General features: G+C 58.9%; 25 protein-coding genes. 9 read left to right on the top strand and 16 right to left on the bottom strand.

The window, feature by feature from the left end:
* Positions 1–57: 57 nt before the first annotated feature.
* The 8 genes from rpsJ to K0O24_RS04980 all read right to left on the bottom strand — a co-directional run bounded on the left by rpsJ (position 58) and on the right by K0O24_RS04980 (position 8,370).
* The gene (gene rpsJ, locus K0O24_RS05015; RefSeq protein WP_219895480.1) at positions 58–369 is read right to left on the bottom strand and encodes a 30S ribosomal protein S10; all 312 of its coding nucleotides are present in this window, start codon (positions 367–369) and stop codon (positions 58–60) included.
* An 85-nt stretch (positions 370–454) separates the two neighbouring features.
* A complete protein-coding gene (gene tuf / locus K0O24_RS05010) occupies positions 455–1,645 on the bottom strand; it encodes an elongation factor Tu (RefSeq protein WP_219894728.1) in 1,191 nt (396 codons plus the stop codon).
* A gap of 94 nt (positions 1,646–1,739) precedes the next feature.
* Entirely contained in the window at positions 1,740–3,815 is a 2,076-nt protein-coding gene (fusA, locus tag K0O24_RS05005) for an elongation factor G (protein WP_219894727.1), read from the bottom strand.
* Positions 3,816–3,842: 27 nt separating this feature from the next.
* Complete coding sequence (gene rpsG / locus K0O24_RS05000) at positions 3,843–4,313, bottom strand: 30S ribosomal protein S7 (protein ID WP_219894726.1); 471 nt, start codon at positions 4,311–4,313, stop codon at positions 3,843–3,845.
* 15 nt (positions 4,314–4,328) lie between these two features.
* A complete protein-coding gene (rpsL, locus tag K0O24_RS04995; RefSeq protein WP_219895479.1) occupies positions 4,329–4,700 on the bottom strand; it encodes a 30S ribosomal protein S12 in 372 nt (123 codons plus the stop codon).
* A gap of 245 nt (positions 4,701–4,945) precedes the next feature.
* The gene (locus K0O24_RS04990; protein ID WP_219894725.1) at positions 4,946–6,625 is read right to left on the bottom strand and encodes an ATP-binding protein; all 1,680 of its coding nucleotides are present in this window, start codon (positions 6,623–6,625) and stop codon (positions 4,946–4,948) included.
* 72 nt (positions 6,626–6,697) lie between these two features.
* On the bottom strand, positions 6,698–7,456 hold the full coding sequence (locus tag K0O24_RS04985) for a TIGR02186 family protein (protein ID WP_219894724.1): 759 nt from the start codon (positions 7,454–7,456) through the stop codon (positions 6,698–6,700).
* A complete protein-coding gene (locus K0O24_RS04980) occupies positions 7,453–8,370 on the bottom strand; it encodes a sulfite exporter TauE/SafE family protein (protein ID WP_219894723.1) in 918 nt (305 codons plus the stop codon). The genes K0O24_RS04985 and K0O24_RS04980 overlap by 4 nt, the downstream gene beginning before the upstream one ends.
* 108 nt (positions 8,371–8,478) lie before the next feature.
* Between K0O24_RS04980 and K0O24_RS04975 the strand changes: the two genes are divergently transcribed.
* From K0O24_RS04975 to cysK, 3 genes are read left to right on the top strand one after another with little or no spacing between them, the layout of a single operon-like run.
* Positions 8,479–10,749: an ATP-dependent helicase gene (locus tag K0O24_RS04975; RefSeq protein ID WP_219894722.1), complete on the top strand. Its 2,271-nt coding sequence runs from the start codon at positions 8,479–8,481 to the stop codon at positions 10,747–10,749.
* A gap of 50 nt (positions 10,750–10,799) precedes the next feature.
* Positions 10,800–12,059 (top strand): MFS transporter, encoded by a 1,260-nt coding sequence (locus tag K0O24_RS04970; protein ID WP_219894721.1) that lies wholly within the window; start codon positions 10,800–10,802, stop codon positions 12,057–12,059.
* Entirely contained in the window at positions 12,056–12,973 is a 918-nt protein-coding gene (gene cysK / locus K0O24_RS04965) for a cysteine synthase A (RefSeq protein ID WP_219894720.1), read from the top strand. Before K0O24_RS04970 ends, cysK begins: the two co-directional genes overlap by 4 nt.
* Positions 12,974–13,037: 64 nt before the next feature.
* On the opposite strand, the gene K0O24_RS04960 is transcribed toward cysK, so the two are convergent.
* From K0O24_RS04960 to K0O24_RS04950, 3 genes are all read right to left on the bottom strand, one after another.
* Positions 13,038–13,772 (bottom strand): Bax inhibitor-1/YccA family protein, encoded by a 735-nt coding sequence (locus K0O24_RS04960; RefSeq protein ID WP_219894719.1) that lies wholly within the window; start codon positions 13,770–13,772, stop codon positions 13,038–13,040.
* Between the two features lie 121 nt (positions 13,773–13,893).
* Positions 13,894–15,252 (bottom strand): bifunctional UDP-N-acetylglucosamine diphosphorylase/glucosamine-1-phosphate N-acetyltransferase GlmU, encoded by a 1,359-nt coding sequence (gene glmU, locus K0O24_RS04955; protein ID WP_219894718.1) that lies wholly within the window; start codon positions 15,250–15,252, stop codon positions 13,894–13,896.
* 40 nt (positions 15,253–15,292) lie between these two features.
* The gene (locus K0O24_RS04950; protein WP_219894717.1) at positions 15,293–16,108 is read right to left on the bottom strand and encodes a nucleotidyltransferase family protein; all 816 of its coding nucleotides are present in this window, start codon (positions 16,106–16,108) and stop codon (positions 15,293–15,295) included.
* Positions 16,109–16,269: 161 nt separating this feature from the next.
* Here K0O24_RS04950 and K0O24_RS04945 point away from each other — a divergent pair, with 161 nt between their 5' ends.
* From K0O24_RS04945 to K0O24_RS04935, 3 genes are all read left to right on the top strand, one after another.
* Entirely contained in the window at positions 16,270–17,175 is a 906-nt protein-coding gene (locus K0O24_RS04945) for an SDR family NAD(P)-dependent oxidoreductase (protein WP_219894716.1), read from the top strand.
* A gap of 223 nt (positions 17,176–17,398) precedes the next feature.
* The gene (locus K0O24_RS04940) at positions 17,399–18,040 is read left to right on the top strand and encodes an Npun_F0296 family exosortase-dependent surface protein (RefSeq protein WP_219894715.1); all 642 of its coding nucleotides are present in this window, start codon (positions 17,399–17,401) and stop codon (positions 18,038–18,040) included.
* A 124-nt stretch (positions 18,041–18,164) separates the two neighbouring features.
* Positions 18,165–19,223 carry a hypothetical protein gene (locus K0O24_RS04935; RefSeq protein ID WP_219894714.1) on the top strand — a complete coding sequence of 353 codons (1,059 nt, stop codon included), beginning with the start codon at positions 18,165–18,167 and terminating at the stop codon, positions 19,221–19,223.
* Here the strand turns inward: K0O24_RS04935 and K0O24_RS04930 are convergent.
* Together K0O24_RS04930 and epsC are read right to left on the bottom strand one after the other, a co-directional pair.
* On the bottom strand, positions 19,201–19,539 hold the full coding sequence (locus K0O24_RS04930; RefSeq protein WP_219894713.1) for a DUF2794 domain-containing protein: 339 nt from the start codon (positions 19,537–19,539) through the stop codon (positions 19,201–19,203). The genes K0O24_RS04935 and K0O24_RS04930 overlap by 23 nt on opposite strands.
* Positions 19,539–20,228, bottom strand: a complete 690-nt coding sequence (gene epsC, locus K0O24_RS04925; RefSeq protein ID WP_219895478.1) for a serine O-acetyltransferase EpsC — start codon at positions 20,226–20,228, stop codon at positions 19,539–19,541. Before epsC ends, K0O24_RS04930 begins: the two co-directional genes overlap by 1 nt.
* 161 nt (positions 20,229–20,389) lie before the next feature.
* Between epsC and K0O24_RS04920 the strand changes: the two genes are divergently transcribed.
* Together K0O24_RS04920 and K0O24_RS04915 are read left to right on the top strand one after the other, a co-directional pair.
* Entirely contained in the window at positions 20,390–21,154 is a 765-nt protein-coding gene (locus tag K0O24_RS04920) for a sulfite exporter TauE/SafE family protein (protein ID WP_219894712.1), read from the top strand.
* Positions 21,155–21,201: 47 nt separating this feature from the next.
* Positions 21,202–22,101, top strand: a complete 900-nt coding sequence (locus K0O24_RS04915; protein WP_219894711.1) for a LysR substrate-binding domain-containing protein — start codon at positions 21,202–21,204, stop codon at positions 22,099–22,101.
* Here the strand turns inward: K0O24_RS04915 and K0O24_RS04910 are convergent.
* Genes K0O24_RS04910 through pgsA form a run of 3 tightly spaced genes read right to left on the bottom strand, consistent with a single transcriptional unit; the run spans position 22,098 to position 23,363 of the window.
* Positions 22,098–22,538, bottom strand: a complete 441-nt coding sequence (locus tag K0O24_RS04910) for a molybdenum cofactor biosynthesis protein MoaE (RefSeq protein WP_219894710.1) — start codon at positions 22,536–22,538, stop codon at positions 22,098–22,100. The genes K0O24_RS04915 and K0O24_RS04910 overlap by 4 nt on opposite strands.
* The gene (moaD, locus tag K0O24_RS04905) at positions 22,535–22,795 is read right to left on the bottom strand and encodes a molybdopterin converting factor subunit 1 (RefSeq protein WP_246611130.1); all 261 of its coding nucleotides are present in this window, start codon (positions 22,793–22,795) and stop codon (positions 22,535–22,537) included. Before moaD ends, K0O24_RS04910 begins: the two co-directional genes overlap by 4 nt.
* 4 nt (positions 22,796–22,799) lie before the next feature.
* Positions 22,800–23,363, bottom strand: a complete 564-nt coding sequence (gene pgsA, locus K0O24_RS04900) for a CDP-diacylglycerol--glycerol-3-phosphate 3-phosphatidyltransferase (RefSeq protein ID WP_219894709.1) — start codon at positions 23,361–23,363, stop codon at positions 22,800–22,802.
* Positions 23,364–23,466: 103 nt separating this feature from the next.
* Between pgsA and K0O24_RS04895 the strand changes: the two genes are divergently transcribed.
* On the top strand, positions 23,467–24,777 hold the full coding sequence (locus K0O24_RS04895) for a M20/M25/M40 family metallo-hydrolase (protein ID WP_219894708.1): 1,311 nt from the start codon (positions 23,467–23,469) through the stop codon (positions 24,775–24,777).
* Positions 24,778–24,847 lie beyond the last annotated feature (70 nt).

Genomic DNA, 24,847 nt, shown 5'->3' with positions numbered 1-24,847 from the left:
ACTCAGCCACGCCCCGAATCATCGGTGCGTGCGGTATCCCTTCAGAGATCGTGGCCGTTAGGCCAGTTTGATCTCAACATCAACCCCGGCGGCGAGGTCGAGCTTCATCAGCGCGTCCACGGTCTGCGGGGTGGGCTGCAGAATGTCCAGCAGCCGCTTGTAGGTGCGCACCTCGAACTGCTCGCGCGACTTCTTGTCGACGTGCGGTCCGCGGTTCACGGTGAATTTTTCGATCCTCGTCGGAAGCGGAATGGGACCACGGATCAAGGCGCCGGTGCGCTTTGCCGTATCTGCGATATCGCCCGTTGCCTGATCAAGCACACGATGATCGAACGCCTTGAGGCGAATGCGGATATTCTGCGTTTCCATGTCCACTACCGATGAGAAAGAGCCAAATTCAAAATAGCAATCGCCCGATCCTCACGCGGAGAATCGGGCGTTGCCGATGCCTATATTACTTGGTGACCGAAGCCACAACCCCCGAACCGACCGTGCGGCCGCCTTCGCGGATCGAGAAGCGCAGGCCCTGCTCCATCGCGATCGGTGCGATGAGCTTGACGCCGAGCTGCACGTTATCGCCAGGCATCACCATTTCGGTGCCGGCCGGAAGAATGACTTCGCCGGTCACGTCGGTGGTGCGGAAATAGAACTGCGGACGATAGTTGGCAAAGAACGGCGTGTGACGGCCGCCTTCGTCCTTCGACAGCACATAGACTTCCGACTGGAATTCCGTGTGCGGCGTGATCGAGCCGGGCTTGCAGAGAACCTGGCCACGCTCGACTTCATCACGGCCAACGCCGCGGATCAGCGCACCGATGTTGTCGCCGGCTTCACCCTGATCGAGCAGCTTGCGGAACATTTCGACGCCGGTCACGACCGTCTTCTTGGTGTCCTTGAGGCCAACGATCTCGACTTCTTCGCCAACCTTCACAACGCCGGTTTCGACGCGGCCAGTAACGACCGTGCCGCGACCCGAGATTGAGAACACGTCTTCGATCGGCATCAGGAACGGCTTGTCGAGCGGACGGGCAGGCTGAGGAATCCAGTCATCGACGGCAGCCATCAGCTTGAGCACGGCTTCACGGCCGATTTCAGGATTGGTGTCGTTGAGGGCGCAGGTCGCCGAGCCCTGAATGACGGGAATGTTGTCGCCATCGAAGTCATACTTCGAGAGGAGTTCGCGGATTTCCATTTCGACGAGCTCGAGAATTTCGGGATCGTCAACCAGATCGACCTTGTTCATGAACACGACGAGCTGGGGAACACCGACCTGACGGGCAAGCAGGATGTGCTCGCGAGTCTGTGGCATCGGGCCGTCGGTTGCCGAAACGACGAGGATGCCGCCGTCCATCTGCGCAGCGCCGGTGATCATGTTCTTCACATAGTCAGCGTGGCCCGGGCAATCGACGTGCGCATAGTGGCGCTTCTCGGTTTCATATTCGACGTGCGCGGTCGAAATCGTGATGCCGCGCTCACGCTCTTCGGGAGCCTTGTCGATATTGTCATAGCTGGTGAACGTCGCGCCGCCGGTTTCGGCCAGCACCTTGGTGATCGCTGCGGTCAGCGAGGTCTTGCCATGGTCGACGTGACCGATGGTGCCGATGTTGCAGTGCGGCTTAGTCCGCTCAAATTTAGCCTTGGCCATTTTATAACCCTCGTTCTTCGATTGGTTTGCTGTGTTCAAGATTGCGGGACAGCGCCTGCGAAATCAGGCGCGGCCCTTAGTCCGTCTTTTTCAATCAGGCAAGCTTTGCCTTCACCTCTTCAGCGACGTTTGCAGGCACTTCGTCATAATGCGAGAACTGCATCGTATACTGCGCGCGTCCTTGCGTGAACGAACGCAGCTGATTCACATAGCCGAACATGTTGGCAAGCGGCACCATCGCCTCGACAACCTGGGCATTCCCGCGGCTGTCAGTGCCCTGGATCTGCCCGCGCCGCGAATTCATGTCGCCGATGACATCGCCCAGATAATCTTCCGGTGTGACGACTTCGACCTTCATGATCGGCTCAAGCAGCTTGATGCCGGCTTTTTGGGCCGCTTCGCGCATCGCTGCCCGCGCACAGATTTCGAACGCCAGTGCCGACGAGTCGACATCGTGGTACGCGCCATCATAAAGCGAGATTTCGAAATCGATGATCGGGAACCCGATCAACGAGCCCGTCTCGGCGGTTTCGCGCATGCCCTTTTCGACAGACGGGATATATTCCTTGGGAATATTGCCGCCCTTGACTTCATCCTTGAAGATGATGCCCGAACCACGTTCGCCCGGCGTTGCCGTGAACTTCACGCGGCCGAACTGGCCGGAGCCGCCCGACTGCTTCTTGTGCGTGTAGTCAATATCGACCTTCTTCGCGAGATATTCGCGATAGGCGACCTGCGGCGCACCGACATTCGCTTCGACCTTGAATTCACGCTTCATGCGGTCGACAAGGATTTCGAGGTGAAGTTCGCCCATACCCTTGATGATCGTCTGGCCCGATTCATGGTCTGACGTCACGCGGAACGAGGGATCTTCGCGCGCCAGGCGATTGAGCGCGACGCCCATCTTTTCCTGGTCGGCCTTGGTCTTGGGTTCGACCGCAACTTCGATGACCGGCTCGGGAAATTCCATCCGCTCAAGAATGATCGGCGCATTCTGGGCGCACAGCGTGTCACCTGTCGTGGTGTCCTTGAGGCCTGCAAGCGCGACGATGTCGCCCGCATAGGCTTCCTGGATGTCTTCCCGGCTGTTGGCATGCATCAGGAGCATGCGGCCAACCTTTTCCTTCTTGTCCTTGACCGAGTTGAGAACGGTCGAAGCACTTTCAAGCTTGCCCGAATAGATACGGGCAAAGGTCAGCGTGCCGACAAACGGGTCGTTCATGATCTTGAACGCCAGGGCCGAAAACGGCGCATCGTCGGAAGCTGCGCGTGTGTCCGGCGTAACGCCGTCAAGCTTGAGACCCTCGACCGGCGGAATGTCGAGCGGCGAAGGCAGATAGTCGACAACGGCATCCAGCAGCGGTTGAACGCCCTTGTTCTTGAATGCCGAGCCGCACAGCACAGGCACGAACGAGAAATTGAGCGTGCCCTTGCGGATCAACCTCTTGATCGTTGCCACATCAGGCTCATTGCCTTCGAAATAGGCTTCGAGAACGGCATCGTCCTGCTCAACCACGGTTTCGATCAGTTCGGCACGGAGCGCTGCAGCCTTGTCCTTCAGGTCATCGGGAATGTCCTGATATTCAAACTTGGCGCCGAGCGATTCGTCCAGCCAGATGATCGCGCGATTCTCGACCAGATCGACGAGGCCCTTGAGGCTGCTTTCGATGCCGACGGGAATATAGAGCACGAGCGGCTTCGCGCCGAGGCGGTCGCGGATCATGTCCACGCACATCTCGAAATTGGCGCCAGTGCGGTCAAGCTTGTTGACGAAACACATCCGCGGAACCTTGTACTTTTCAGCCTGGCGCCACACGGTTTCGGACTGCGGCTCAACGCCGGCCACCCCGTCGAAGCATGCGACTGCACCGTCAAGCACACGCAGCGAACGTTCGACTTCGATCGTGAAGTCCACATGCCCTGGCGTATCGATGATGTTGATCCGGTGATCATTCCAGAAACAGGTCGTCGCAGCAGACGTGATCGTGATGCCACGCTCCTGCTCCTGCTCCATCCAGTCCATCGTCGCCGTGCCTTCATGCACTTCGCCGATCTTGTAGGACTTGCCGGTGTAGTAAAGGATACGCTCGGTCGTCGTGGTCTTGCCCGCGTCGATGTGCGCCATGATACCGATATTGCGGTATTTTTCGAGAGGATGGCTGCGTGCCATGTCAAATACTCCGGGGGGTTATCGCTGTTACCAGCGGTAATGCGAGAAGGCGCGGTTGGCTTCAGCCATGCGGTGCGTGTCTTCGCGCTTCTTGACCGCGTTGCCACGATTGCTCGACGCATCGAGCAATTCGCCCGAAAGCCGTGCCGACATGGTGTTCTCGCTGCGGTTTCTGGCCGCAGAAATCAGCCAGCGGATGGCAAGCGCTTGAGCACGTTCCGCACGAACTTCGACGGGAACCTGATAGGTCGCACCGCCAACACGGCGGCTGCGAACTTCAATGCCCGGCTTCACATTGTTGAGTGCATCATGAAAGACCTGCAACGGGTCCTTCTTTGCGCGAGCCTCGACGGTTTCGAGGGCACTGTAGACAATGCCTTCCGCCGTGGACTTCTTGCCATCCAGCATGACGCTGTTCATGAATTTCGAGAGAACCTCATCCCCGAACTTGGGATCAGGCAGGATTATCCGCTTTTCGGGACGACGACGACGTGCCATTTCTGCTGATCCTTCTTACTTGGGACGCTTCGCGCCGTATTTCGAGCGCGATTGCTTGCGGTCCTTGACGCCCTGGGTATCCAGAACGCCGCGAAGTACGTGATAACGCACACCAGGAAGATCGCGGACGCGGCCCCCACGGATCAGGACAACGGAGTGCTCCTGAAGATTGTGCCCTTCACCCGGGATATAGCTGATGACTTCGCGCTGGTTGGTCAGGCGAATCTTCGCCACCTTGCGCAGAGCCGAGTTCGGCTTTTTCGGGGTCGTTGTATAAACACGAGTGCAGACGCCGCGCTTTTGCGGGTTCTGCTCCATTGCGGGAACCTTGGATTTAGCCTTCTGAGGGTCCCGGCCCTTGCGGACCAGCTGATTAATCGTTGGCATGAAGCCCTTCACCTTTTTGAAGTTACTCTGTTCATGCAGGCGGTGTTTCAAGAAACACAAAAAGGCCTAAGAGAATCACATCATGATCCTCAGGCCTTCACCCACACAAGCATCGTTCAAGCGCTATGTAGTGCCCGTAGTTCGCGGAAAATTGCGGGGCTAACCCCACGCACCATTCCCTTCGGACGAGCGCGCCATTAGCCAGACAATCGGGTCAGGTCAACCGGAAAGGCCAATGCAGGGCTTTATTTGCCCTGACTGCGCCACCTTTTTACCACACGACCGACAATCTCGTCCTCGCCGCCCGCCTGCTGCCAGAGTTCCGAAAAGATCGGATCGCTGGACGCGGGGCGCTTGAATTCCTCAAGGTCGTCGATCGCAACGCGGATCGGGATAGACACGCCTTCGCCGCAGATGATGCATTCCCGGTTTCGGAGCGCAGGAATGGTATCGAGAAAGCCGCGTGCGCCTTCCGGCATGGCCGCTTTCACAAAGGCCTGGTCGCGATCATTGTTGAGGCGCATCGCAATAATGGTACCGCATTGCGACAACACCCCTTCGGCAAGGTCCGACGGACGCTGGGTGATAAGGCCGAGCGAAATACCGTATTTACGACCTTCCTTCGCAATCCGGCCGAGGATCTTGCCGACAGAGCTTTTGTGCGCGTCTCGTTCGGCCGGCACATAGCGGTGGGCTTCTTCACAGACGAGCAGGATCGGGCGCTGCGGCTCGTTGCGCGACCAGATTGCGTAGTCAAAGACCATCCGGCTCAAGACTGCAACAACCACCGAGGTGATTTCGGACGGGACACCCGAGACATCGATGATCGAGATCGGCTTGCCGTCGCCCGGAAGGCGGAAGATCCGGCCAAGGAACTCAGCCATTGTGTCGGCCACCATCATCCCGGAAAACATGAAGGTGTAGCGCGGATCGGCCTTGATTTCGTCAATCTTGGTTTTCAGCCGCATATACGGTGCATTCTCGCCGGCCTTGTCCAGCTTGCCCATTTCCGCCTGAATGATGTTGGTGAGGTCGGACAGGAGATAGGGAATCGGCGAGTCGACCGTGAGCTTGGCAATCCCTTCGGAAGTGCGACTCTTTGCGCGGGCAGCAAGAAGGCACTTGGCAAGGATATCGGCATCAAGCTGGCGCTCTTTTCCCTGGGTTGTCAGAAAGACTTCGCAATGCTCCTCAAAGTTCATCAGCCAGTATGGCATGGCGAGGTTCGTCACGTCGTAAAGCGCGCCATTGGTCTTGAACGCCGCTGAATATTCGCCGTGGGGATCGATCATCACGATATGACCCTGTGGTGCCATTTCGCAAATTCTGTGCAGAATGAGTGCGGCCGCCGTTGATTTGCCGGTACCTGTCGAGCCGAGCAGTGCGAAATGCTTGCCCAGCATGGCGTCTACATACAGTGCCCCGCGGATATCGCTTGTGGGATAGACAGTGCCAATCTCGATGATCGCGCGGTCATCGGCAGCATAGAGCTGGCGCATGTCGTCCGAAGACGCCGGAAAGACCGATGCATCAGGAAATGGATATCGCGTCACACCGCGGCGGAAATTGTAGATCTTGCCGGTCAGGCGCTCTTCATCGCCCTCGCCCAGAAAGTCGATCATTGCGATCACCTTTCCCGACATGTCAGGGTGTTTCGAAAGTGTACGAATATTGGCGACTAGCCATGTCGAGCCGACCTTGACCTTGATCTGGCCACCGACCTGCCCGGCGCCTGCAAGGCTGGGATCTGCCTGCGAAGCCAGCGATTCGATGGCTGCCGCATCGAGAAGCACGCGCGAAGACGATCCTGAAATGTCCAGGACACAGCCGATCTCGGTATCCACGCCACGCGCCGGGCGCGGCACAGCAGCAAGGCCAAAGTCCGATTGTGGTTGCGCAGCACTCGATGACGTCGGAAAATCCATAAATTCGGCCCCCTGAAACAGGACATCGGGATAGCAGGCGTTCCTTAAGAAAGCGGAAACCGGGTGAACCGGTCAGAACCGCTTGAACGCCGCGCTCGCAAGCCAGCCAAGCCCGAGCGAAAGCGCAATCGCGCACAGGCCATAGAGAAAGGGGGATTGATCCGCAGCAACCGCTACAAACCTCTCAAATCCGGATTTGCGGATGACGATGTCGCGCGTAGCCGCTGCGAGAACGCGCCCATCGCGAATGAGGAACGTTTCCGCCGTATAGTGCCCCGTCGGGACCCGTGCCGGGATGGGCAGGCGCGCCCGATAGAGCACGCCATTGGTGATCTCCACTGCCCCCGGTCGATCAATGAAAAGTTCATTCTTGCGGCGCAGATCGACAAGCCCGTTTTCAAATCGGGCCTGCTTGCCGGTGTCACCCGCATCGGCCGGCGAAAGTTGGATATTGCCAAGCCCGAGTTCATAGATTGCAGCCGTCCGCTCATCGACCAGCTTTTCAAGCGGGCGCGACGTCGCAATCGCATAAAAGCCCGGCGCGGACTGAAAGCGTGTGCTGTCTGCATTCGCCCAGATCGTCCCGAGCAACCGCTGCTTTTCACGCATCAATATGGGCTGGCTTGGCCCCTTGAGCACCACTGCGATATCGGCATCGCGCTGGGGAAAGCGGCCGTCCGGATAGAGGATCGCTCCGAACAGGAGCAGTTCGGCCCCCGTGAAACTGTAAACGATATCCACATTGCGCTGGGACACGTCGGGTACGAGGACGGGTTCACGCGCTCCCGTCAGAAGAAGTGCAATGACCGCAAGGAAAAGGCCCCGGATCATCCCAGGAGCTCGATCGTGAAGAGCTCGGGCGGGCGGTAGGTCAAGCCAAGGAACATCCGCAAGGCCACAAGCAGAACGATAACGGCCAGGGCCATTCTGAGCTTCTGGGGCGGCAGCCGGACGGCGAGACGGGCTCCCATCTGGGCCCCGAATGTGCCGCCGACCAGCAGCAGCGCAGCCAGAACGATATCGACAGCATGTGTCGTCAAGGCATGAACCATTGTCGTGAAGGCCGTGACAAGCAGAATCTGCAATAGCGACGTACCGACGACGACTCTTGCCGACATGCCAAGCAGGTAGATCATCGCCGGCACGACAACAAAGCCACCGCCAACTCCGAGAAGGACAGTCAGTATGCCGGTGAAAACGCCAAGGGCGAGCGGCGCCAAGGGAGAGACATAAATGCCCGATTTGTAGAAGCGCCAGCGAAATGGCAGGTTCGCGACCAGCGGGTGATGATGAACCTTGCGGACTTGAACCGGCTCTCCGGACCGTTCTGCCCGAATGTCGCGCCAGGCATCTCGTGCCATCAGCCACCCGATCGATCCCAGCATCGCAACATACAGAATATTGATCGCCGTATCGATCTGGCCAAGCCCGCTCAGCGCATTGAACAGCCAGGCTCCGACCAAGGCACCGATCACGCCTCCTGCGGCAAGGAGCAAGCCCATCCGCAGGTCGACCCCACCGCGTTCCCAATGCGCAAGTACGCCGGAAACACTGGCGCCCGTCACCTGCGTGGCAGCCGATGCGGCCGCAACCGTGGGCGGAATGCCAAAGAAAATCAGCAGCGGTGTAGTAAGAAACCCTCCTCCAACCCCAAACATGCCCGACAGCAGCCCTACTGTCCCGCCGAGCAGGATCATGGTCAGGATGTTGACCGACATATTGGCAATGGGAAGATAGATCTGCATGACGTGGCCCCACCCTAACGCTGTGCGGCACCGGGGCCAAGCAGGCATTGCCGATGGCAGACCGAGGCGCTTGCTCGCCGGAACAATGTTCCCTAATCGTTCGTGACGATGAACACCCCGACACCGTCAGTTGAGCCACCCTACCTCAAGGGATTGAACCCGCCGCAGCGCGAGGCTGTGCTGACTTCGGAAGGTCCCGTCCTGATGTTGGCGGGCGCAGGGACTGGCAAGACAGCAGCACTGACGGCACGGCTCGCGCACCTGATTGCAACGCGCAGCGCACGGCCTTCGGAAATCCTCGCTGTCACCTTTACGAACAAGGCAGCGCGCGAAATGAAGGAGCGCGTCGGCCGGATTATCGGCGATGCCGTTGAAGGCATGCCCTGGCTCGGGACATTTCATTCGATCGGTGCGAAAATGCTCCGTCGCCACGCCGAACTTGTCGGCCTGCAGAGCAATTTCACCATCCTCGACACTGATGACCAGATTCGCCTCTTGAAACAGGTGATCCAGCTTGCCGATCTGGACGAGAAGCGCTGGCCTGCAAGACAATTGGGCGGACTGATCGATCAGTGGAAAAACAAGGGGCTGACCCCCAGCGACATTGATGCTGGAGAAAGCGAACGCTTCGCCAATGGCCGTGGGGGTGAACTCTACCAGATTTACCAGGACCGGCTGAAGGCCCTCAATGCCTGCGACTTCGGGGATCTGCTGCTTCATGTCCTGACGATCCTCAAGGCGAATCGCGATGTGCTTGAGGATTATCAGCGGCGCTTCAAATACATCCTGGTTGACGAGTATCAGGACACCAACGCCGTCCAGTACCTCTGGCTCAGGCTGCTCGCCCAGGTGCGCAAGAATATCTGCTGCGTGGGCGATGATGACCAGTCGATCTATTCCTGGCGCGGCGCTGAGGTGACCAACATCCTGCGCTTCGAACAGGATTTTCCCGGTGCCGCAATAATCAAGCTCGAACAGAATTACCGTTCGACACCGCATATCCTCGCCGCCGCGTCCGGCCTGATTGCGAATAATGGCGGACGGCTTGGCAAGACACTCTGGACGCAATTGAACGCTGGCGAGAAAGTTGACGTCATTGGCGTCTGGGATGGCCCGGAAGAAGCCCGGCGCGTTGGCGAGATGATCGAAGCGGACCAGCGCAACGGAGCCTCGCTCGACGATGCGGCAATTCTCGTCCGCGCACAATTCCAGACCCGCGAATTCGAAGACCGGTTCATTGCCATCGGCCTGCCCTACAGGATCGTTGGCGGATTCCGCTTTTACGAACGCGCCGAGATCCGGGATGCATTGGCTTATCTGAGGCTCGTCAACCAGCCGGCCGACGATCTGGCGTTCGAGCGGATCGTCAACCAGCCCAAACGCGGGCTGGGCGACAAGGCGATTGCGAAATTGCAGACGCTGGCACGTGCGGAAGCCATGCCGCTTGCACAGGCCGCAACCCGAATTCTGGACAGTGATGAACTGACCCCGCAGGCCCGGCGCGCGCTTGGTGGATTTGTCGCTGATCTGGCAAGCTGGCGAGACAGGGCACGTGACCTGCTGCATCCCGAGCTTGCCAGGGCCATTCTCGACGAAAGCGGCTATACTGCGATGCTGCAAGCGGACAAGTCCGCCGAAAGTGCCGGGCGTCTCGAAAACCTGAGCGAACTTGTCCGGGCCATGGAAGACTATGAAACGCTTGGCGCCTTCCTCGAACATGTCAGCCTGGTGATGGATAATGATGCAGCGGCGGACGATCAGAAGGTGACGATCATGACGATCCACGCCGCTAAGGGCCTGGAATTTGACCGGACGTTCCTTGTCGGCTGGGAGGAAGGCGTGTTCCCGTCGCAGCGCGCATTGGACGAAGGTGGGCTAAAGAGCCTCGAAGAGGAACGCCGCCTCGCCTATGTCGCGATTACCCGGGCGCGGAAGCGGTGCACCATCCTGCATGCGGCAAATCGACGCATCTATGGCCAATGGACATCAAGCATCCCTTCACGTTTCATTGCCGAATTGCCAGATGCCCATATCCTCCAGGAAACCAGCATGGCCGGGGGCGAGAGCCTGTGGCGGGCAAGCTGGTCCGAACAGATTGATCCCTTTGCCCATGTCCAGCGCGGCACTGGCCGTGGACCCGGCTGGCAGCGCGCGGCCGGCGGTAGCTATTCGACCCAGCCGACCCGCATTGTCGAAGCGCGTGGCAGCGCCGTCAGCCTTGGCAACAAGGGCCGCAGCGACGTCTCGGTGGGCTTGCGGATCTTCCACACCAAATTCGGATATGGCACGATTGCCGAAATCGAAGGCAACAAGCTGGAAATAGATTTTGAGCAAGCGGGAAGAAAACGTGTTCTCGACAGCTTTGTGAGCCTTGCCTAAGGCTGGTTCATGACGATCTTTCCCGATCCGGCCTGTTGCGGCACGCCTGAATGAGCAAGCCGCAATCTCCACTGGCGTTTCGCGACTACCGCCTGTTCTGGATTGCGCGCTTCTGTGCGGTGCTGGCGCAAGTGGGCATGGTCGTGGTGATCGGCTGGCAGGTCTATGATGTTGCACGGACCGATTATGGCATGGGGCCGAAGGCCGCAGCGTTCCAGCTTGGCCTCATCGGTATAGCCCAGTTCCTTCCGCTGCTCGTCCTGATGCCGGTTGCCGGATGGATGGCAGACCGATTTGACCGGCGGTTCGTTGCATCGGCAGCGATATCGCTTGACCTGCTCAATGCGCTCGCTTTGGGGTGGATGACCGCACATGACAGTCTGACTCTGCCTGCCCTGTTCATTGTCGCGGGACTGCACGGCGTCGTGCGTGCGTTCAACGGTCCGTCACTCAGTTCGATTGCTCCCAATCTCGTTCCGCCGGAATCGCTGCCCCGCGCAATCGCCATGAGCAGCATCGCATGGCAAACCGGCGGCATTCTGGGCCCGGCCTTTGGCGGATTGGCCTATGCTGCCCATCCAGCCTCTTCATACTGGATCGCCGCAGCCCTGCTGGCCATCACGACGGCCTCCATCCTGTCGATCCGCCCCTATGCGCGCACCTCGATCAAGGATGGATCGCATCCGTTACGCCAGATGATTGACGGACTTGGCTATGTTCGTGGCCACCGGTTCCTGCTGGGCGCGATTACGCTCGACCTGTTTGCCGTCCTGCTTGCGGGCGCAACGGCTCTTCTGCCTGTCTATGCACGTGACATATTGAAGATCGGACCCGAAGGTCTTGGATGGTTGCGCGGGGCGCCTGCGCTCGGCGCGACAATCATGGCGCTGTGGTTTTCCTTTCGCCCGCTGGCGAGCAATGTCGGGATCAAGATGCTGGCAGCGGTAATTGCCTTTGGCGTGGCGACGATCGTCTTCGGCATTTCGACGAATTTGTGGCTCTCGCTTGGGATGCTGACGATCCTTGGCGCTGCGGACATGCTGTCCGTCTATGTCCGCTCCTCCCTTGTCCAGCTTTATACGCCGGACGAAATGCGCGGTCGCGTCAACGCCGTATCCCAGCTTGCGATCTCGGGCTCGAACGAGTTGGGAGAGGCTCAATCGGGGCTGGCAGCGGCGCTGGTCGGCCCAATCGGCGCGGTCGTGATTGGCGGTGCCGGGGCAATTGCCGTGACCCTGATCTGGGCCTATATTTTTCCCGAATTGCGCCGGGCAAAGACATTCGACTTACCAAAGGAGTTGACGACATGAAGGCAGCCAATATCCTCGAAACCATTGGCAACACCCCCCACGTCCGCGTTGCGCGGCTGTTTCCGGATGCCGAAGTCTGGATCAAGTCCGAACGGAGCAATCCTGGCGGATCCATCAAGGACCGAATTGGTCTTGCGATGATCGAGGATGCCGAAAAGTCGGGCGCGCTGAAGCCCGGCGGCACAATTGTTGAACCGACGTCCGGAAATACGGGCATTGGCCTCGCGATGGTTGCAGCCGTTAAGGGATACAAGCTTGTCCTCGTGATGCCGGAAAGCATGTCGATCGAACGCCGGCGCCTGATGCTGGCCTATGGCGCCACATTCGACCTAACGCCCCGCGAAAAGGGCATGAAAGGCGCAATCGAGCGCGCGCTGGAGATCGTCTCGACCACGCCCGGCGCATGGATGCCGCAGCAATTCGAAAATCCGGCGAATATCGACATTCACGTCCGCACGACGGGGCCCGAGATCCTCGCGGACTTCAAGGATGCGCCGCTTGACGCCATCATCACCGGCGTCGGAACCGGCGGCCATATCACGGGCGTTGCGCAGTACCTGAAAAAGGTTTGGCCGAACCTGAAGGTTTTTGCAGTCGAGCCGACGCTTTCGCCGGTCATTTCGGGCGGCAGCCCGGCCCCGCATCCCATTCAGGGCATTGGCGCAGGTTTCATCCCGGCAAACCTCCACACCCAGTTGCTTGATGGTGTTATCCAAGTCGATCCGGCCGATGCAAAGGCAATGGCACGGCGCTCTGCAACGGAGGAAGGCATGCTGGTCGGCATTTCATCGGGCGCAACACTGGCTGCCATTGCCCAGAAGCTGCCGGACCTGCCCAGGAACGCTCGGGTGCTTGGTTTCAACTATGATACCGGCGAACGCTATCTGAGCGTACCGGACTTCCTGCCGGAATAGGCATGAAAAAGGCCCGGCAGGATCGCTCCTGCCGGGCCGCTTGTTTCAGCCATGATCTGCTGGATCAGTCGCGCGAACCGAACAGCCGCAGCAGGAACATGAACATGTTGATGAAGTCGAGATAGAGCTGCAGCGCACCCATCACGACGGTTTTCCCGACCATCTCGCTGCCAGCAACATAGCTGTACATCGACTTGATCTTCTGTGTGTCATAGGCGGTCAGTCCGGCAAAGATCAGGACGCCAAGGGCGCTGATCACAAGCTGGAACGGGCCGGACTGCATGAAGATGTTGACGATACTCGCCACCAGCAGGCCGACAACACCCATAATCAGGAACGTGCCGAAGCCAGAGAGGTCCTTCTTGGTGGTATAGCCATAAAGGCTGAGGCCTGCGAAGGCTCCGGCCGTCGCGAAGAAGGTCTGGGCAATCGATGTTCCGGTATAAATCAGGAATATCGTCGAGAGCGACATGCCCATGACGGCTGCATAGGCCCAGTAAGTGGCCTGTGCGGCAGCCGTCGACATGCGATTGATGCCGAAGCTCAGTGCGAAGACAAAGCCCAACGGCGCAAACATGATAACGTATTTCAGAATGCCCGGAGACATCATGATCGACTGGGCATAGCCGCTGCGTGCGAAGAGCAGCGCGACAATGCCCGTCAGCAGGACGCCGGACGCCATGTAGTTGTAAACAGACAGCATGTAGGAACGCAGGCCCGCATCATAGGCGGCGCTTTGCGTGCCAGCAGCGGCGCCCAAGGGGGCTCCGACAATGCGGGGATCCGACCAGTTGGCCATCGTAATTTCACTCCTTTGCCCGGTGAAAAGCACCGGATTTCTTCAATATCGGTAGAAAGCTTAAGAATTTCAAGCGAAACCGGACATCAGTGCCGGGCAGCCCTGCGCTCAAGACGCGAGGCTATTTCCGTTCTGCCTTCTTCGCGGCCATGACTTCTCGGAATCGCCGGGCCCAGTTTGGCTTCATTTCCTGTGATCCGCGGGCAATGGCCAAAGCATCGGCATGCACATCGGCCGTGACGACAGAGCCGGCCGCAACAATTGCGCCCTCACCAATGGAGACCGGCGCGACGAGTGCGGAATTGGAGCCGATGAAGGCTCCCGCCCCGATTTCCGTCCGATATTTCAAAAACCCGTCATAATTGCAGGTAATCGTGCCGGCACCGATATTTGCGCCGTCGCCAACATCGGCATCGCCCAGGTAGGTCAGATGACTTGCCTTGGCACCTTTGCCGAGACGCGCCTTCTTCATTTCAACGAAATTGCCGACCTTTGCCTTTTCTTCAAGCACGACCCCCGGACGAAGGCGCGCAAATGGCCCCACTTCTGCACCACTGGCAATCCTCGCGCCCTCGATATGCGAAAAGCCTCGGATAATTGCAGAATCGGCAATGGACACATCGGGGCCAAAGAACACATTGGGTTCGATGAGCACATCGCGGCCAATACGCGTGTCATGCGAAAACCAGACCGTCTCGGGCGCCACCAACGTGGCACCTTCGTCCATGGCCCGTTGGCGGCGGCGCGCCTGCCATTGAGCTTCCATTTCGGCAAGTTCGGCCCTGCTGTTGATTCCGGCCACATCGAACGGGTCGGTCGTGATGACTGCACATGATCGGCCGTCGGCAATAGCGATATTGACGATATCGACGAGATAATACTCCCCAGCCGCATTGTCCTTGCCCACCCGGGAGAGCAAAGCGAAGAGGTCCTGCGATCGGACGGCCATGAGCCCGGAATTGCACAGTGGAAAATCGCGCTCTGCAGGCGTCGCATCCTTGTACTCGACCATTTTGGTGATCCGGCCGCTATCCGATGCGATGACTCGCCCATATTGAAGGCCGTCGGAAGGTTCGAAGCCCAGGACAACCACTGCGGGCTGATCGGCCTCCCCAAGCCGGTCGAGCATCGCCCGCATTGTATCGGCTGGAACAAAGGGCACATCGCCATAAAGGATCAGGACATCACCATCGAAGCCGGATAGCGCGGTCTCCGCCTGCTGGACGGCGTGGCCCGTGCCAAGCTGCGGCTCCTGCACCGCAATCGTGCAGCCGGTGCCCGCAACCGCTGTTTCGAGCTGTTCCTTCCCGCTGCCCACGATGACGACTTTGCGCGTTGCATCCAGCGCCTCGACGCTTTCCAGCAAATGCAGCAGCATCGGCTTGCCGGCGATCGGGTGGAGGACCTTGTGCAGGTCGGATTTCATGCGCGTACCCTTGCCCGCGGCAAGAATGACAGCAGCAACAGGTCTTTTGCTCATGACCTCAGTCTTTGCCACCAAATGGTTGCAGATTCCAGAACTAGCCGCGCAGCCGGGCTCTCACGCGAAAGGCGAGCCGCAGGATTCGACAGGATTCCTCGCCACGCGCATTGCGCGCAAGAATGCGCCCCAGATAAAAGATATCGCCGCGCCGCGGTTCCCAAGCCAGCCAAGGGTCGACGGGCGTTTCAAAAAGATGATGTGACAGGCGAAGCGCGCGTGACAAGAGCGGTGTGCGCTTTCGGGCGGCCGAGCAGCTGTGCAAACGCTGCCAGAAGCCTTCGACGTCGCAAAATTCACGGATCAGCCGGTCTATTGCCCAAAGTCCGGCCAGTCCTGCCGGATCGCCGCGGCCCAGAAGCGCGACGACTGCATCCATCAGCATGGACTCGGGAGCCTTCACAAGCAGCCCGTTTTCAAGCGGACGTACGCCAGCGTCTGCGGTAAGCTCCAGCCGGATCGAAGGGGCGAGAAGCCCGCGTGCATCGGCCTCGCGTTCCCGGGGAACGGCAATTGCGACATCGGCCGCAAAAGCGCCGCGCGCTGCATCCAGCCCGGCAGCGATCCATGCTGCCTCGGCCAGCACTATTGCCGAAATCCCGGCCGGCACCAGTTGGTCAGCAATCGCGCGCACAACGCCAAGTGTCTTGGTTCGGCTTTCCTCCGCCCTTTCATATGCAAGCGTCAGGTGGGCCAAGACATCTTCTGGAATGGCCAATCCATTCACGCGCCAGGCGAGGCTGGCTGTAAGTTCTTCCGCATCGGCCATAGCCAGGAGCGATGCCCATCCGTGCGGATCGAGCCCTTGCACATAGGCAGGATTGGCAAGTGCCTTTGCCAGATGGCGCCCATCCATGGCATGCTCCTCGAAACAATTCTCTCAGGCTAAAGCTCGGTTCGGCGAAAATGTCGAGGGCGCGATCAGCTTTGCCTTGCCGTAGCGTCAGGATGAAGGCGCTTGCGCGCACAAAAACAGGCGCTAATCAGCCGCCATCATTTGTTATCGGAGCAGAGACCATGACCATCAGTTTTGCAGGCAAGGTTGCCATCGTCACAGGCGCGGGCGGCGGACTTGGTCGCGAATATGCACTTGAACTCGCGCGCCGCGGCGCAAAGGTGGTCGTTAATGATCTCGGCGCAGCACGAGACGGCACCGGGCATTCCGATTCGGCGCTCAAGGTCGTTGAAGAGATCAGGGCCATGGGCGGAGACGCCATGTCGAACGGCGGCAATGTCGCGGAATATGACCAGATGGTCGAAATGGTTGCGAAGGCCAAGGAAGCCTGGGGCGGAGTCCATATCCTGATCAACAATGCCGGCATCTTGCGCGACAAGAGTTTCGCCAAGATGGAAATTGCGGACTTCGAGCTCGTGGTGAAGGTTCACCTCATTGGCTCCGCAAACTGCACCAAGGCGGTTTGGGAAACGATGCGCGAACAGAATTATGGACGCATCCTCATGACGGCGTCTTCAACAGGGCTTTATGGCAATTTCGGCCAGACCAACTATGGCGCTGCCAAGCTGGGGCTGGCCGGGTTCACCAAGTCGCTCTACCTTGAAGGCGCGAAGAACAATATCAAGGTCAACACGCTCGCTCCGATCGCAGCAACGCGCATGACCGAAGACATTTTCCCGCCGGAAGCGTTCAAATCATTCAACCCGATCAATGTAGTGCCGGCTGCACTCTACCTCGTGAGCGACGACGCGCCTTCAAACGCGATTGTAGGCGCTGGTGGCGGCTTCTTCCATGCGGCAAATGTCACGCTGACACGCGGCGTAGCTCTTTCAGAAGACGAACGGACAGTTGAGGGCGTCGCAGCCCATTGGGCCGAGATCATTGATCGCACAGGTGAAACCGTGCCGCAATCCGGCTCCGAGCAATCCATGGCTGCGATCAATCGATTGCAATCGCTTGGCAGTTGAGAGAAAGTCCATATCCGGTTGAATTAACCATTTAAGCTATTTCAGGAGTATTGTGCCAGACAGAGACAGGCGTTTCATTTACCATATTCGGTCGTTCCGTGTGCTGGTTTTTGGCCGAATTCCATGTATTCTTCATGCCAAGTCTGCAGTTCTTGTTAAGAATTTCAACTGTGAACCAAGGCTTTCCATTTTGAAAATGGCATGGCGAAACGAAGGATGGTTAATGAAGAAGCTCCTGATTCTGGCGGCATCCGCCGCAGTTGGTCTTTCGGCAGTCCCTGCCAATGCCGCAATCACCCTGTCCGCCACACCGGGCGCGTCGATCTATGCCGGGCCGACACCGACGTTCGATTTCAATTCGGCAACGCCAGAGTATAATGGCACGATCTTTTCAGGTTCGGTCGGCGGCGTTCGCGCGCAACCCTTTGGCAGCACCGGCGGCTATATTTCGGTCGGGCCGACAGATGGCACGCCCCGTACGCTCAACCTGTCGGCTTTTGGGCTGATCAGTGAGATCAGTTTCATCTGGGGTTCGGTCGATTCATACAATACTCTGGAAGTGCTCGATGCCGCGAGCAACGTGATCGCCACATTCACTGGCGCCAATGCGGCAGTCAATCCAAACGGCAACCAGACCAGTCCAACGACTAATCCGATCGCCAAGCTGACATTCACTGGCGCGGACCAAGGTCTGGTTTCGGGGCTACGGTTCAATTCAAGTGGAAATGCGTTCGAGGTCGACAATGTTGCTGTCAAATCAGCGCCAGTGCCAGAGCCTGCCACCTGGATGATGATGTTCGCTGGTTTTGCTGTCCTGGGCCGGTCCATGCGGAGGCGCCACGCGACGCGCGTCGCTTTTGCCTAGACACACAAATCCAATTTATCGGGGGAAAAGGGGCTGCTTCATGCGGCCCCTTTTTTGTTCGGCCACAAGTGTATTGCAAAGATAACACACTTGTGGCAGACGTTCGCCTTGAGGAGACGGAACGATGTACAGCGAGAGCGATCTGGAATCGGCCATAGCGGCTGGAGTGTTGAGTCCACAGGCAGTCGAGGCGTTGAGGACCCATGTTTCGGCCCAGCGCGCAACGTCAATGGTCGATGAAGAGGATTTTCGGCTCCTGTCCGGATTCAACGACATCTTCGTCGCGATCGCGGGTGTTCTGCTGCTCGTCGGCGGCGGATGGCTTGGTGGCGAAATTCACCCGGCAGTCGGCGCAGCCACGGTCGCTGGCTTGTCGTGGGGATTGGCGGAATACTTCACGCGCCAGAGACGCATGGCTCTGCCGAGCATTGTCTTCCTGCTCTCGTTCGTTGGCGGCGTTTTCGGCGCACTCGTGTCAGCGATTCTGGGCGACGGCGGGCTAGTAGCAGGCAATAGCGCTAGCGCTGCGATTACGGCTTGTTGCGCAGCAACAGCCGGAGGGGCTGCCTGGCTCCACTGGCGGCGGTTCCAGGTTCCGATCACGATAGCTGCGGGTGCAGTCGCTCTGGTCGGGGTCAGCCTCTCACTCCTTCTTGCGGCGGTCGGCGAGGAAAATATCAGTCGAGTCATATATGCCGCGCTCTTTGTCCTTGGCCTCGGCGTCTTTGCTTTGGCCATGCACTGGGACATGTCAGATCCCACACGGACGACGCGTCGTTCGGATGTCGCCTTTTGGTTGCATTTGCTGGCAGCCCCCATGATTGCGCATTCGATCTTCGCAATGCTTGGCATGCTCGAGGGCGAACCGAGCGTGGGCAAGGCACTGGTGGTTGTGGCGCTTTATATTGCAATGGGGCTTGTCGCTCTGGCCGTTGACCGGCGGGCGCTGCTCGTATCCGCACTCGGCTATGTCATCTACGCTATCATCGCCCTGTTCCGGGAATTTGGCGCTATCAGTCTGAATGTGGCCTTGGCCGCCTTTGTGATCGGCAGCGCTTTGCTGATGCTCTCGGCCTTCTGGCATAGTGTCCGGCAGGCTGTCCTCGTCATGCTGCCAGCGGCAATCGGAGCAAAGCTGCCCCCGTCGCTCGCCGTTCCGGTCAAGGTGCAACCAGCTTCATAAGCCGTCGTTCGACCGGCGCGAGTATGGGTGCAAGTTCATGCCCGCGCCGTAGAACCATGCCCGCTTCGCCAATCAAGGCCCACATACCCTGACGATTGCGCAGTGTCGGGCGCTTCTCGATCCGATACTCAGGACGTTCGGTTGCGCGTCGGAATGCACTGAAGACAGCAACGTCACGTTCCAGGGCGATGGCATAGTCGCGCCACAAACCTGCAGCGACCATTCGTCCATACAGGTCGAGAATGCGTGTCAGTTCGGACCGATCAAAAGCCGTCTGTCCGCCGCCCCGGTTCGGAAACGGGGTGACGTCTCCCATCAGGCCTTTTTCCGTTTGGGTGTGTCGGCCTCACGTTCCTCGGCCAAGGCAGCCAGTCGCTTCTGCAACTGCTCAACTTCGCACTTGAGGATTTCAAGTTGCTGAGTCGCTGGATCGAATCGCTCGCTGCAGGGCGTGCCATAGGGAACAAATCCCTTCTGATAGTCCGCAGCATCGACAAGTGTCTGCCGCGCAGGAATACCAACCATTGTGGCCCCCTCAGGCACGTCTTTTGTCACAACGGAATTCGCGCCGACCCGCGACCGCGGCCCGAGCGTGATTGGGCCCAGAACCTGTGCGCCAGATCCAATGATAACTCCATCACCCAACGTCGGATGCCGTTTGCCGGCAACGCCATTGTCAGGGCTCGTCCCGCCCAGCGTGACACACTGGTAAATCGTGACATTATCGCCGATTTCCGCCGTTTCACCAATCACGACAAAGCCGTGATCAATGAAGAAATTGCGTCCGATTGTCGCGCCGGGGTGAATATCGATCGCAGTCAGGAATCGTGCGATGTGGTTGACCACCCGGGCGAGGAAAAACAGGTCTGCCGCAAATAGCCAATGGGCTACGCGGTGGAACCCAAGCGCCCATACGCCAGGATAAGTCAGAATTTCCCAGCGTGAGCGGGGAGCGGGATCTCGTGCCTTCACTGAATCGAGATAGGCTATCAGCCGGTCGAACATGAGTCGTGTGTTGCCTTTCACCTTCCCAAGGAACTCTATCTAGGTGTTTCAAGCTCGGGATTCTAGACCCGTGCTGTAGAAGTGTGATTCTCGAGCAGAATTTTCCTTGCGTCGATCAACGCATTCTGGTCGGGAACGAGTCCGGATTTGAGGGTGGGTGAATGGAGATTTTCGGGTTCGACCTGTCGGCGATGCTGCCTTTCGTTGCGGTTGGGTTCGTGGCCCAGCTGATCGACGGGGCGATTGGCATGGCATTCGGGGTCATCACGAACACACTTCTCGTTAGCGTTCTGGGCGTGCCCCCGGCTCATGCTTCGGCACGTGTCCATGTCGTCGAGATGTTCACAACGGCCGCATCGGGCATCAGCCACATCCTCCACCGCAACGTCGATTGGCGTCTGTTCCGGCGGCTCGCCATTCCCGGCGTCATCGGCGCCGTGCTGGGTGCCTATGTCCTTACGAGCATTGATGCCTCGATCGCCAAGCCCTTTGTGATGGCCTATCTCGCCTGCATCGGCCTTTACCTGTTGTACAAAGCCTGGGGGTATACACACGAGCATCGCGAGCCCAAGGTCATTGCGCCGCTTGGCCTGATTGGCGGTTTTCTGGATGCCGCAGGCGGCGGCGGCTGGGGACCGGTTGTCACGTCCAATCTGCTCATCCAGGGTACGTCGCCACGCATGACAGTCGGCACGGTCAATACTGCGGAATTCTTCCTGACGACGGCTGCTTCAGCCACATTCATTTCGCAACTGGGGCTGGAAGCGTTCAGCATTGCCACATTCGGGCTTCTCATCGGCGGCATTGTAGCTGCACCGCTGGCAGCCTTTGTGGCGCGGCACGTCCAGCCGCAAAGGCTGATGTTGATGGTTGGCATCGTGTTGACGGCGACCAGCCTGTTCAGCCTCTACAAGGCGCTTGCGTGATCGCGAATTTCGATTAATCCTTCAGACGTAAGTGTCTGGATCGATTGATGACAACCTATCTGCCGACAATCAAGCAACTCCAGTATCTGGTGGCGCTGCAGGAACATGGCCATTTCGGCAAGGCAGCGGAGGCGTGCTTCGTGACGCAATCAACGCTGTCGGCGGGCCTGCGCGAACTTGAATCCCTGATTGGCGTCACGCTGGTCGAGCGCAACCGCAGGGTCGTGCGCTTCACGGCGCTAGGGGAACGCATTGCAGAAAAGGCACGCCGTGTCCTGCGAGAAGCAGAGGAACTGGGCGATATGGTCCGCGCGGCCGGCAAGCCGCTTTCGGGCGATCTGAGGATGAGTGTCATCCCGACGATTGCGCCCTTTCTGCTGCCGCGCATTCTCCCGAGGCTTCGCCGAGACTGGCCCGATCTCAAACTCTATCTGCGCGAAGAAACGAGCGGTGCGGCATGCGAGTCGCTCAATCACGGGCGCGCTGATTGCGTTCTGCTTGCGCTGCCTTACGCCTGTGGCGACATCGAATCCGAAATCCTGTTCGAGGATCGCCTCTTTCTGGCCTATCCCGGGAACGAACAGCCTCCGGAAACAGCGACCGCTGATACGATCGATGAAAAGCGCTTCCTCCTGCTTGAGGACGGGCACTGCCTCAAGGACCATGTGCTGTCTGCCTGCAATCGGCCGGAACTTCGCGCGAATGCCGCTATGCTCGGCACGTCGCTGCACACGCTCGTGCAGATGGTCGACAACGGCCTTGGCGTCACGATGCTTCCTGAAATGGCGATAGAGGCTAATATTCTGGCCAACACCGGGATCACGACAAGACCATTGATAGCAGATCATCCAAGCCGGAGCATCGCGCTTGCCTGGCGACGCGCCAGTCCGCGCGGCAAGGAATTCGAATTGCTGGCCAATGTCCTGCGCGAAGTGACTGGACGCTAGCCCCAGCGTTCGGCGGCGGCATCATCGCTTTGCCGCGCTTCGACCCAGCTTGATCGACCGTCGCCGAATTCCTCCTTCTTCCAGAAGGGCGCATCGGTCTTCAATCGGTCGATCAGATAGGCGCACGCTTCCAGTGCAGCGGCGCGGTGTCGCGATGCGGTGCAAACCAGCACAATCCGGTCACCCGGCACCAGCCTTCCGATGCGATGGATGAGCGTCACGCCGTCAAGCGCCCACCGCTCAAGTGCCTGTTCCGCGAGATCATCCAGCGCCTTGGCTGTCATCTGTGGATAATGTTCAAGCGTGAGGGCGATCAGTTCACCGTCACCGCGAACATGGCCAACAAAGCTGGCCACACCGCCCGACCCCAGCGCCCCAAGCGCCGTCATTTCGTCGCCGGGGTCAAAATCTTCAGGCTGGACGCGAACGCTCTTCATCCGCCTGTCACCGGTGGGAAGAAGGCAATCTCCCTTGCGCCCGCTAGCGGCGCGTCGAGGGGAGCCATGACCTGATCGATTGCACAGCGCAGCTTGGCAGGTTCCGCGAAGGCACTGGCATAGTTGGCATCTTGCGTCACGAGCCATTCTATCAGGTCGTGCACGGTCCGTGCACTTTCTGGCAGCACGCGCTCTTCCATCTCGCGGCCCAGCTTTTCCCGTATGCTGGCGAAATAAAGCAAGGTCACATCTGCCACTGGATCAATCCATATGCTTCAGGCCGACACGCAAATAGTCCCAACCTGTAATGATTGTCAGGACGGCCGCTGCCCAAAGGCTCAAGAGGCCGACTTCCTTGATCCAGTGCTGCTGAGGCAACGCACCAGCCAGAATCAGGGCCCCAAGCGCAACAAGCTGAAGAGTTGTCTTCCACTTGGCCAGTTGCGACACGGGCACGGAAACACGGAGTTCAGCTAGGAACTCCCTCAGGCCGGATACGGCAATTTCCCGCAACAGAATGATCAACGCCGGTATGAGGTGCAGTCCCGTGATCGACGCAGCCTCATGTCGTGTGCCGACCAGCATCACAATCACGGCAGCAACCATGATCTTGTCCGCAATGGGATCGAGGAAAACCCCCAGTTTTGACACTGTGCCCTGTGCACGCGCCAGATAGCCGTCGAAATAGTCGGTAATTCCCATCAGGCAATAAAGCCCGAAACCTAGGCCGTAACCCAGTTCCCAGCCGGGATACCAGAGAAGCGCGACCAGGATCGGCACCGTAAAGATACGCGAAAGCGTCAGAAGGTTTGGAAGTGACAGCATCGTTTGCAAACTCTAACCGATCATCAAGAAACCGCCAGTGCCCAATTGCAGGAGCACGCAAAGGGCGGCACAGCGTCAAGAGAAATTGGATTGGGAGCGGAACATGCGTCATTGGTTCGGGTCTGTCTTGACGGGAGCAGCAATCCTTGCGGCATCGCCAGCAAATGCTGGGCTTTCATCTGCCGAGAAACACATGAACACGACGGTCGATGCGGAGTATGAACGCACCGTTGCGTTGCTGGAGCAGCTGGTGAACCAGAATAGCGGCTCGCTGAACCTGGCCGGTGTCGAGGCCGTGGGCAGGATGATGCGCGCAGAACTTGAGCCATTGGGATTTGCCGTGACGTGGAAGCCGATGGCGCTTGCCCATCGCTCTGGTCACCTCATTGCCGTCCACAAGGGCAAGGCTGGCACGAAATCCTTGCTGCTGATTGCCCATCTCGACACTGTCTTCGAGAAGGATTCGCCTTTTCAGACATTCGTAAGGCGCGGCGATGAAGCAGAGGGTCCGGGCGCTGGTGACGACAAGGGCGGCCTGGTGGTGATTGTGTCCGCGCTCAGGGCGATGAAAGCAGCGGGGACGCTGAAAGACGCCAATATCGAAATCGTCATGACTGGTGACGAAGAGGATTCTGGCGATCCGATCGAAATTGCCCGCGCGGACCTTGTCGCGGCCGGAAAGCGAGCCGATGTGGCGCTCGACTTTGAAGGGCTGTCCATTGAGAATGGCCGCGACATGGGCTCGATTGCCCGACGGTCGTCCAACAGCTGGACGCTGACCACGACGGGCAAGACCGGCCATAGCTCGTTGATCTTCAATGCCGCGTTTGGTGACGGCGCCATCTACGAACTGGCCCGAATCCTTGCGCGCTTCCGGCAGGAGTTGCCCGAACCCAACCTGACGTTCAACGTGGGACTCATTGCGGGCGGCACAGACGCTGCGTTTGATGCAGACGGAATCCGCGCCACTGCACGGGGCAAGTCGAACATTATCCCGGCCATTGGCTTGGCCCGCGGCGATTTCCGCACGCTCAGCGACGAACAAACCGAACGGGTCAAAGCCAGGATGGCGGCGATCGTCGCTGACCATGCGCCGGGAACAACGGCGAATATCCGTTTCGAGGGGGGTGGTTATCCCGCCATGGCTCCGACTGAAGGCAACAAGGCGCTGCTCGCGCGGCTCAACAGCGTCAATCGCGACCTTGGCTTGCCCCAAATGGAAGCGCTCGACCCGCTGAAGCGAGGTGCAGGCGACATTTCATTCGTCGCGAAAGATGTCGATGGTCTGGTCGGCCTCGGCACAGCGAGTCGCGGCGACCACGCGCCAGGTGAGACCGTCATTCTCGATTCAATTCGTCGGCAGGCCAAGCGTGCGGCCATCCTCATGTCGCGTCTTTCGCGCGAAAGACCGTGAGACAGGTTGACGTTTACGTAAAAAGTCCCAAATCAAAACCCGTTACGCGATCAAACGACTCGGTATTCCA

Origin of the sequence: Aquisediminimonas profunda (assembly GCF_019443285.1) — a bacterium.
In the GTDB taxonomy this organism is placed as follows: Bacteria; Pseudomonadota; Alphaproteobacteria; order Sphingomonadales; family Sphingomonadaceae; genus Aquisediminimonas; species Aquisediminimonas profunda.
Note: the sequence above shows the minus strand (reverse complement) of the source record. Positions and strands in the feature narration are given on the sequence as shown.